The sequence below is a fragment of the Streptomyces sp. ActVer genome (genome assembly GCF_027270795.1).
Taxonomy (GTDB): Bacteria; Actinomycetota; Actinomycetes; order Streptomycetales; family Streptomycetaceae; genus Streptomyces; species Streptomyces umbrinus_A.
Genome location: NZ_JAPWHT010000409.1, coordinates 1 through 9261 on the forward strand (window position 1 = coordinate 1; position 9261 = coordinate 9261).

A 9261-nucleotide genomic window follows, 5' to 3' on the forward strand; every position below is an offset into this window, starting at 1 on the left:
GGTGGGCGGGGGTGGGGGCATGGGGCGGTGTCCTTCGTCGAGGTGTTGTGCGGGGCCGGAGAGCTGAGTGGACGGGACTACGGGGCTGTCCTCGGCAGGCCGCCGAGATAGCCGACGGCGTCCTTGATGCCGATCACGTCGCCGTACTTGGCCTGGATGTCGAAGAGGTTCGCCTCGTGCGGACCGGGTGCGCGGTCGCCGACGCACTCCCTCGGCACCAGCACCGAGAACCCGGACTGCACGGCGTCCACGGCGGTGGCCCGTACGCAGCCGCTCGTCGTCGCCCCGCACACCAGCACCGTGTCGCAGCCGAGTCCGGTCAGCAGGGCGGCCAGGGATGTGCCGAAGAACGCGGAGGCACCCTTCTTCACGATCAGATGGTCCTGTGGCGCCCGAGGCAGCCTCGGGTCGAGCGCGACCTCCTCGCTGCCTTCGACCAGGCTCCGCATGCCCTGAGCCTTCTGCAGCCAGGTGACGGCGTCGCCCGCCGCCTCGGCCGGTGTGTAGGCGATCGCGGTGAACAGCACAGGTACGCCGGCCGGACGCGCCGCCGCGATCAACTCGCCCGTGTCGCCGACGACTTCGGTGAGGTCGGCTCCAGAGGGGAACCCCGGTTCGGTGAAGCCGCGCGTGAGGTCGACGACGATGATCGCGGGACGGCTCCCGCGGCGCACGGGTGCTCCGAACCCGGCCCGCTCGTAGGTCCGTTCCGTCTCCTGCCCGTACTGGGCGTCGCTCATGAAGTCCTCCGAAGGGCTCGCAACTCCCGTGCCTGGGCGCCGAGTCGGCCGAGCAGCCAGCCCTCCAGGACACCGAAGGCGAACGCCCCGGCCACCAGGCCGTACTTGGCGGCCCGCGGGCCGAGCAGCATCGCCAGGCCGTCGAGGTCGGAGTCCTGCGCGAGGGCCGGCTGTGCGGCGGCGGGAGCGGATGCGGATGCAGATGCCGTCGTGGGTCGTGAGGCACTTGGCGAGACGGCTCCAACTGCCCGGTCCTGGTCCAGCAGGCTCCCCAGGTTCCGCGCGAACTGCTGGAGGATGCGGTCCGACACCGTGACGATCGCGCCCTTGCCGAACTGGACGATCTTGCCCCGGATCACCAGGTCCGTGGAGAGCTGGAGAAGCGCTCCCTCGGGCGCCGCGAGGATGTCGAGAGAGACCTCCGCCTCCGCGTCCCCGCTGCCGTGGGTGTCCGTACCGCGCGGGTGTACCCGCAGGCGCCGCTTCTCGGCGTCGATCTCCAGGAAGCGGACGGTGCCCGCGTAGGAGGCGCTGATGGGACCCACCCGGATCTTCACCCGGCCCCGCCAGGCGCCGCCGTCCTGCCCGTCGAGCGTGGCGCCCGGCATGCAGGAGGCGACCCGTTCGACGTCGTTCATCAGGGCGAAGACGTCGTCGGGCGAGGCCTTGACCGGCACTGTGTTGGTGAGCTGCATGCGTCAGTGCTCCTTGTCGGCAGGGCTGTCGGGGATGCAGGGCGTGACACAGGCCCCGCGCCGAGCCGTCGCGCAGGCGTCGATCGCCTCGACGATGGTCTGGTAGCCGGTGCATCGGCACAGATTCGAGGCGACCACCTCGCGGATCTCCTCCTTGGTCGCCTCGGGACGCTCGGCGAGGAACCCTTCGGCGAGCATCAGGAACCCGGGCGTGCAGAACCCGCACTGCAGCGCGTGGTGTTCGCTGAACGCCCGTTGCAGATCGCTGAGTTCACCGCCACCGCCACCGCCGTTGCCGTCCGCTGACAATGACTCGACCGTGCGGATCCGCGCCCCTTCCGCCTGCGCCGCGAACATCAGGCAGGCGCGGACGGGCCGTTCGTCGATCAGGACCGTGCAGGCGCCGCAGATGCCGTGCTCGCATCCGACGTGCGTCCCGGTCAGCCGCAGGTCGTGCCGCAGCACGTCGACAAGGGTGCGGCGGGGCTCGGTGATCACGTCATGCCGCTCGCCGTTGACGTCGAGGGTGATGAGCTGGAGGTCGGGGTGGGTCACCACGGGGTCGGTGTTCATGAGGACGACTCCAGGATCAGGGCGCCGTTCAGGGCGCGGTGCACGGTCTCGGGGGTGATCGGCGTGTGGTCGAGTTCGACGCCGGTCGGGCGCAGGGCGTCGTTGACGGCGTTGAGTACGGCGGCGGGCGCCCCGATCGTGCCGCCCTCTCCCGCGCCCTTCGCACCGGTCTCGGTGAACGTGCAGGGCGTCTCCAGGTGGTGGATCAGCACGTCGGGGATCTCGTGCGCGGTGGGCACCTTGTAGTCCATGAAGCCGGTCGCCGACGGCTCGCCCTGGGCGTCGTACGTCACCTGCTCGAACAGCGCGCCCGCGATGCCCTGCGCGATGCCGCCCCGGCACTGCCCCTCCACGACCTGCGGGTTGATGGCGACCCCGCAGTCCTCGACGCACACGTACCGCAGGATCTCCACCTGCCCGGTGTCCGCGTGGAGTTCGACGACGCAGGCGTGGGTGGCGTTGGAGAAGGTGCCGTCGTTGAAGACGTCGAAGGTGGCGGTGACCGACAGGCCCGGCTCGATGTCCTTGGGCAGCAAGTGGGCCTGGAGGTAGGCGATGTCGGCGATCTCCTCGTAGGAGAGGACGTCTTGGGCGTTGCGGCGACGGGCGGGGCCCTCCGCCAGGTCCACCTCGTCGGGGGCGACTTCCCAACGTGCGGCGGCGATCGCGCGCAGCTTGTCGCCGAGCTTGGCGGCGGCCAGGCGTACGGCGCTGCCGCCGATGGTGATGGAGCGGCTGGCGAAGGTGCCGAAGCCGTAGGTGATGCGGTCGGTGTCGCCCTGATGGAGCCTCGCCTTTGCGATGTCCAGGCCGAGTTCGTCGGCGACGATCTGGGCCATCGTCGTCTCGTGGCTCTGGCCGTGGTTCATGGTGCCGGTGGTGAAGGTGACCGTGCCGCTGGTGTCCATCCGTACCTCGGAGATGTCGAAGCCGGGCACCACCTTCATCTTGCGCTGCGCGAAGGCCGAAGAGCCGTACCCGGTCCGCTCGCTGAAGCACGAGTAGCCGATGCCGAGATGCCGGCCCTCGGCCGCCGCCGCTGCCTGCTTCTCGTACCAGCCCTCCTCCCGGACGAGCAGCTCGCACAGGTTGAGCGACTCCAGATAGGAGCCCGGGTCGTAGGTGATGCTGTTGACGCCCGTGTACGGGAAGTCGGTGATGACGTTGCGGCGGCGGATCTCGACCGGATCCAGGGCCAGTTCGCGGGCGGCGCGCTCGAAGAGCCGCTCCATGACCATGACGTACTGCGGCCGGCTCACCCCCCGATACGGCCCGGTGGGCGCCTTGTTGGTGGTGACCGCCCGGCCCCGCACCCGGTACGCGGGCAGCTTGTAGACGCCGGGCATCTCGGCGGAGGCCATCAGCGGCTCGATGCCCGCCGTGAACGGGCAGCAGGAGTACGCGCCCATGTCGCAGACCACGTCCGCGTCGAGCGCGAGGATCCTGCCCTCGGCGTCGAAGGCCGCGCGCGCCCGGTAGTGCTGTTCGCGGGCGAGGAAGGAGGCGGTCAGGGCGTACTTGCGGTCCTCGATCCACTTGACCGGTCGACGCAGTCGCAGGGCGGCAGCGGCTGCGGCGATCTCCTCGCGGCCCACGACACACTTCTGGCCGAACCCGCCGCCCATGTCCGGCACCACGACCCGCACGGCCCGCTCGTCGAGGCGCAGGCAGCGGGACGCCACCGTCCTTACCTGGTGCGGGATTTGGGTGCACGTGTGCAGGACGAGCTGTTCCTCGCGGTCATCCCAGTCGGCTACCGCGCCCCGGGTCTCCAGCGGCAGCGCGTTCTGCCGTCCGGTCCTCGTGTCGACCTCGACGACACAGGGCGCGGACGCGAAGATCCGGTCGATGCCGTCCGTCGCGAAGAGCGAGACGTCCACCAGGGTGTTGTGCGCGGCCTCGGCGTGGATGAGCGGAGCGCCGTCCGCGAACGCCGCCTCCTCGGACATGACCGGGGGCAGCGTGGCGTACGAGACCTTCGCCGCCTCCAGGCCGTCCTCCACGGCGTATGCGTCGCGGGCCACGACGATCGCGATCGGCTCTCCGACGTAACGGACCTTGTCGCGGGCCAGGACGGGCATCGCGGTCGGGACGAACTCCGAGAGCGGGCGCCCGAGTTGAGCGACGATGTCGCCCAGCTCCAGATCCTCGGCCGTGAACGCCGCGACGACGCCCGGGACTTCGAGCACCGCCGACACGTCCACCGAGGCCAACTCGGCATGGGCGACCGTACTGCGCACGAACTGGGCGTGCAGCATGCCGGGCACCGCGATGTCGTCGACGAACCGGCCGCGCCCGGCGAGCAGGCGCGGATCCTCGCGACGGCGAACCGCCCTGCCCACCAACTTCCTGTCGCGCATGGGGACTTCCCGCATGGGGACTTCACTCATGAGGGCATGGCCTCCTCACAGGCGCGCCGGACCAGGGTCCGCACGAGTTGCTTGCGGTAATGCGTGCTGCCGGACGCGTCGCCGGGCGGCTCTACGGCCTCCGCCGCAGCAGACGCGCACGCCTCGAAGGAGCCACCGCCGGCCAGTACGGCCTCCGCCTCCGGCACCCGGACGGCAGCGGACGCCACCCCGCCCAGCGCCACCCGGCCCCCGCGCACCTCGCCGTCCTCCACATCGAGGTCCACGGCGGCGGCCACGAGGGCGAAGTCTCCTCGCCGTTCGGCGAATTCGGTGAGCGCGGCGTGCGGCGCGGGACGGGGGAAGACGACCTCGACGAGGAGCTCGTCCGGGTCGAGGGCGGTTGTGTAGTAGCCGAGGAAGAAGTCCCCGGCCGGGATCACCCGCTCTCCCCGCGGCCCGCGTGCCACGAACTCCGCGCCGAGTGTCATCGCGAGCAGACACCACTCGGCGGTGGCGTCGCCGTGCGCCATGCTGCCGCCGACCGTGCCTCGGGTGCGGATCGGCAGGTGCCCGATCCAGGTCATGGCCTTTCTGAGGACATCGAAGCCCGCCCCCAGCACCCCGGCCGGGTCGCTCTCCACCGTGTGGTGGGTGGTGAGCGCCCCGATGCGCAGTCCGCCGTCGGCGTCCCGGTGCATCCGGTCCAGTTCGCGCAGTCCGCCGATGTCGACGAGGTGCCGCGGCCGGGCCAGCCGGTAGTTCATCATCGCGACGAGACTCTGTCCGCCGGCGATGACCTTGGCGTCGTCGCCGAGCTCGGCCAGCAGCCGCGCCGCTCCGTCGACGTCACGGGCCCGGTGGTACTGGAAGGGGGCGGGCTTCATGGTCCTCCGTAAGTTGTCGGGCGGCCCGGGAGGGCCGTGCCTCAGAGAGCCGCCTGCTCGGCGACGCCCCGCCGCGTGGCGACCGGCGTCTCCTCCTCGTCGGCGTCGAGGATCCGGCCCTTCGTCTCCGGTGCCGCGAACGCCATCCAGACGACGGCCAGCAGCACCGCGATCCCCAGTACCGCGAAGGTCATCGGCAGCCCCAGCAGGGGCCACATGAGCGAGCCGAACAGCATCGGGGCGAATCCGGTGAGGGCCCGGCTGACCGACGAGGCCCAGCCGAAGCCGCTGGCCCGCAGTTCGGTGGGGTACAGCTCCGAGGCGTACGCGTACAGGACGGGAATGGTGAGCTGGATCAGGAAGCCGAAGACGGCGATCGCCACGACGGACCCGGTCGGCATCTCCATGACCAGGGCGAACACGACCAGCGCGAGGGACGCGACCGGCGCCGAGATCCCGATGAGCCACTTGCGGCCGACGATGTCGACGAGTGCCGTGGACACCAGCACACCGACGATGCCGACCCCGCTCATCAGGGTGGTCTTCATGAAGGCCGCCGTGTCACCGAGGCCCTCTTCCCGCAGGATCGTCGGCATCCAGCTCAGGGCCGCGTAGTAGACCAGCATGATGGTGGCGAACAGCAGCCAGGCCGCGGAGGTGATGCGCGGGCTGAAGCTCCAGATGCGGCGCAGCTGCTCGGCCGCGGCGGCCACCCCGCGGGGCCCGGTGTCGGCGACGGGCTCCGGAATCGAGTACGGCACGACCGGGGCGCCGGTGCGGGCGACCAGGTCGTCGATCACCCTCCGGGCCTCGACCTCGCGGCCCTTCTTCGTGAGGTAGATGGGCGACTCCGGGATGCCGCGGCGCGCCCAGAACAGCAGCAGCGCGGGCAGGACCATCGTCGCGAGCATCCACCGCCAGTTCCCGTCGACCGTCAGCAGCGCCGTCGACACGAATCCGCACAGCGTGACGCCCACCGGCTACCACACGTCGAGCCCGGTCAGCACCCGGCCCCGGTACTTGCGCGGCGAGAACTCGCTCACCAGCGCGTAGTCCACGGGGATACAGCCGCCGAGGCCGATGCCCGCGAGGAAGCGCAGCGCGAGGAAGACGGGGTACGTGGGCGAGAGGGCACCGAGGACGGAGAACAGGGCGAAGATCAGCAATGTGATGCTGAAGGCCTTCTTCCGGCCGATCCGGTCAGCGACCGAGCCCCAGGCGATGGCGCCCACGGCCATGCCGACGAGGTTGGCGGTCGCGACGAGCCCGCGATCGCTCAGCGAGAGGTCGAACTGCTCACCCACGAGCGGCATGAGGAAGCCGTTCAGGGCGATGTCGTACGCGTCGAACAGGTAGCCGAGGCCGCCGATGATGAAGATCTTTCCCTGGACGGGCCATTTCCAGGGGAGTTCCTGAACTATCTGATCGCCTGTTTTCACGTTCGCTCCACGGTGTTGCGTGTCTGGTACGTGCCGCACGATTGCGGACGCGTCTTTCGCGGGGCTCCGGCGTGCGGACCGGATGGTGAGGGGGTGGCAGTTCCAAGGGCCTCAGCGGGCGAACTGGTAGGAGAACGCGCCGAGATCCGGGTCGTTGAGCGGGGTGCCCGACCACAGCCAGTCGTAGGACAGGTCCGACTCCCCGTCGAAGTTCTTGAGCTTCTCGTCCCTGGCCCGCTGCTCGGGGCCGTCGGGCAGGTGGTAGAAGGCCTTGTTCCGCAGCGACGCCTCCTGGACCATTCCGGCGTGCTTGGCGCGCCGGTCGACGTAGCGGCGCAGCGCTCCCTCGATGCCGGCGGCCGTGACCGCGCCGAGTTCCTCGGCCAGCACGGCGGCGTCCTCCATGGCCTGCGAGGCGCCCTGTGCCTGGTAGGGGAGCATCGCGTGGCAGGCGTCGCCGAGGAGGGCGACCCGGCCGTCCATCCACACCGGGTCGCGGCGCCGGTGGTGGAGCGCGAAGGCGGAGACGTCCTCCTTCGCCTTGGACAGCATGGCCGGTACGCGGTCGTCCCAGCCGGGGAAGGCGTCCACGAGATCCTGCGCGGTCGCGGACACGCTCCACTTCTCGGCGACCTCGTCCGTGCAGGGCACGCACGCCACGACGTTGAGGTACTCGCCGCCGCGGATCACGTAGTGCACGAGGTGCCGGTCGGGTCCGTACCAGATGGTGCTCTGGAAGCGGTCCATGAGCCAGCGCGTCGCCGGGTCGGCGGCGATCAGATCGCCGGGGATCAGCGCCCGGAAGGCCATCTCGCCGGAGAACTCCAGGGTGTCGGGGAGGCCCATCAGGTCACGTGTCTGTGAGCGGATGCCGTCGGCGCCGATGAGCGCGTCGCCGACGTGGCGGCGCCCGTCGTCGGTGACCGCCACGGGACGCTCGGGGTCCGTGCGGTCCAGCTCGACGACCTTGCTCGCGGTGTGCACCTCCACGACGGGGCCGGCGCCGCCGGGGTCGACGCACGCGTCCAGCAGGATGCGGTGCAGATCGGCCCGGTGGTAGTGCCAGTACGGTGCGTTGAACTGCTCCTTGACGCGCTGCCCCAGCGAGGTCAGGCCGACGATGCCGCCGTCCTTCCACCGGCGCCGCACCTGATCGAGCGGCTCGGTGTGGATGGCCTCCATCTGCCGGCGCAGCCCCAGCCCCATCAGCACCCGGCTCGCGTTGGGCGCCGTCTGGATGCCCGCGCCGACCTCGCCGAGCTCGGCCGCCTGCTCCAGGACGGTGACCCGCAGGCCCCGCTGCCGAAGGGCCAGCGCGGCGGTGAGCCCGCCGAGACCTCCCCCGACGATGGTGACTTCGTACGACTGACTGGACGCCACTCTTCCTCCAACTGGCGGGCGTGTACGGGTGGTTCGTGCGCGGTCCGGTCGCGCGGCGACCGTGAGGGCCGACGCGAGGGTGGGCGCGGTCAGCCGTCGGTGAGCTTTCCGCCGGTGACGACCTCGACGTCGTCGACGGTGACGGTGCAGCCGCGCATCGCGATGTCGAGGTGGGCGTACGACTCACGCCCGAGGACCGGATGCGGCCCGGTCGACCACAGGAAGTTGCCGGCGAAGGCGCGGGCGTCCATGCCCATCAGGTCGTCCTTGCCGTACATCGCCGTGGCGAACCAGTCGGCCGTACGCATCAGACCCCAGCCCATGTGGGAGAGGCTGCGCGCCCACTCGTCCCGGGCGTCCTCGAAGAAGGTCGACAGCAGCTCGGCCTCGGCGCCGCCGGACACCTTCTCGATGTGCCCGCCCGCGATCTGCAGGGTGACGGGGGAGCGGACGTACTCCTTGAACGGCAGCAGGATGTCGCCCTCGGCGAGCACGATCTGGCCGTCGGAGATCTCCGGCCAGCACAGCACCATCGTGCTCGGCCAGTGGTCCCAGCGGCCCGGGTCGTCGGCGAAGCCGCACTGGAACTCCGGCTTGGATCCGGCGAGTTGGACGGTCAGGTCGGTGCCCGCCTCCGAGGTGACCCGCATGACGGACGACCGCTTCAGCAGGTCGACGCCCTCCAGCACCTCGGCCTTGTCGCCCTCCTTGGGCAGGTTGCGGATCAGCACGTCGGGGGCGTCGCAGACGAAGATGATGCGGGTGCCTGCGCGCAGGATCTCCTGCTGGACCGGAGCGTGGATGAACCCCTCGCGGGTCAGGTCGACGACCAGGTCGGCCGACTTCAGCAGGTCCTGCGCGGTGGTGTCATTGAGTACGGAGACCAGGCCCGGACCCGCACCGGTGTGGGTGCTGGGCATCGGCGCGGGGCTGCCACCGGGCACGGTCGCGGAGATGACATGCGCCCCGCACGCCTTGGCGGCGCCGAAGGCGGCCGCGATGTAGTCACCGCGGCTGCCGGGCTCGGACAGCACCACGACGTGCTCGCCGCTGCGCACCTTGCACAGCTGCAGCTCGCGGGTGAAGGCGTCGAGCAGGTCGACGGACGAAAGATCGAACACGGGCTTTCCTCCAGAGTTCGCCGAGGGGTACGGATCGCGCTCTCCGGGGGCCGCGGGCATGGCGCAGGCACGCGCCGG

The 9261-nt window shown here is 70.7% G+C and carries 7 protein-coding genes and 1 pseudogene; all 8 read right to left on the minus strand.

Translation table 11 applies throughout. The features are described from left to right. Positions 1-77 precede the first annotated feature (77 nt). The 8 genes and pseudogenes from O3Q52_RS41810 to O3Q52_RS41845 all read right to left on the minus strand — a co-directional run bounded on the left by O3Q52_RS41810 (position 78) and on the right by O3Q52_RS41845 (position 9183). Positions 78-740: an isochorismatase family protein gene (locus O3Q52_RS41810; RefSeq protein WP_269653781.1), complete on the minus strand. Its 663-nt coding sequence runs from the start codon at positions 738-740 to the stop codon at positions 78-80. After that, positions 737-1435 (minus strand): SRPBCC family protein, encoded by a 699-nt coding sequence (locus O3Q52_RS41815; protein ID WP_269653782.1) that lies wholly within the window; start codon positions 1433-1435, stop codon positions 737-739. Before O3Q52_RS41815 ends, O3Q52_RS41810 begins: the two co-directional genes overlap by 4 nt. 3 nt (positions 1436-1438) lie before the next feature. Then, positions 1439-2008 (minus strand): (2Fe-2S)-binding protein, encoded by a 570-nt coding sequence (locus O3Q52_RS41820; RefSeq protein ID WP_269653783.1) that lies wholly within the window; start codon positions 2006-2008, stop codon positions 1439-1441. Continuing rightward, positions 2005-4398 carry a xanthine dehydrogenase family protein molybdopterin-binding subunit gene (locus tag O3Q52_RS41825; RefSeq protein WP_269653784.1) on the minus strand — a complete coding sequence of 798 codons (2394 nt, stop codon included), beginning with the start codon at positions 4396-4398 and terminating at the stop codon, positions 2005-2007. The genes O3Q52_RS41820 and O3Q52_RS41825 overlap by 4 nt, the downstream gene beginning before the upstream one ends. Continuing rightward, positions 4395-5243 (minus strand): xanthine dehydrogenase family protein subunit M, encoded by an 849-nt coding sequence (locus O3Q52_RS41830; RefSeq protein ID WP_269653785.1) that lies wholly within the window; start codon positions 5241-5243, stop codon positions 4395-4397. The genes O3Q52_RS41825 and O3Q52_RS41830 overlap by 4 nt, the downstream gene beginning before the upstream one ends. 41 nt (positions 5244-5284) lie before the next feature. After that, a pseudogene (locus O3Q52_RS41835) lies at positions 5285-6682 on the minus strand (MFS transporter). Positions 6683-6793: 111 nt separating this feature from the next. After that, positions 6794-8062: an FAD-dependent monooxygenase gene (locus tag O3Q52_RS41840; protein WP_269653786.1), complete on the minus strand. Its 1269-nt coding sequence runs from the start codon at positions 8060-8062 to the stop codon at positions 6794-6796. A gap of 89 nt (positions 8063-8151) precedes the next feature. Continuing rightward, a complete protein-coding gene (locus O3Q52_RS41845; protein ID WP_332112993.1) occupies positions 8152-9183 on the minus strand; it encodes a hypothetical protein in 1032 nt (343 codons plus the stop codon). Positions 9184-9261 lie beyond the last annotated feature (78 nt).

Excerpts from the sequence above, each read along its gene's own strand:
- O3Q52_RS41810 (WP_269653781.1), bottom strand. The coding sequence starts at position 740 with ATGAGCGACGCCCAGTACGGGCAGGAGACGGAACGGACCTACGAGCGG.
- O3Q52_RS41815 (WP_269653782.1), bottom strand. The coding sequence starts at position 1,435 with ATGCAGCTCACCAACACAGTGCCGGTCAAGGCCTCGCCCGACGACGTC.
- O3Q52_RS41820 (WP_269653783.1), bottom strand. The coding sequence starts at position 2,008 with ATGAACACCGACCCCGTGGTGACCCACCCCGACCTCCAGCTCATCACC.
- O3Q52_RS41825 (WP_269653784.1), bottom strand. The coding sequence starts at position 4,398 with ATGAGTGAAGTCCCCATGCGGGAAGTCCCCATGCGCGACAGGAAGTTG.
- O3Q52_RS41830 (WP_269653785.1), bottom strand. The coding sequence starts at position 5,243 with ATGAAGCCCGCCCCCTTCCAGTACCACCGGGCCCGTGACGTCGACGGA.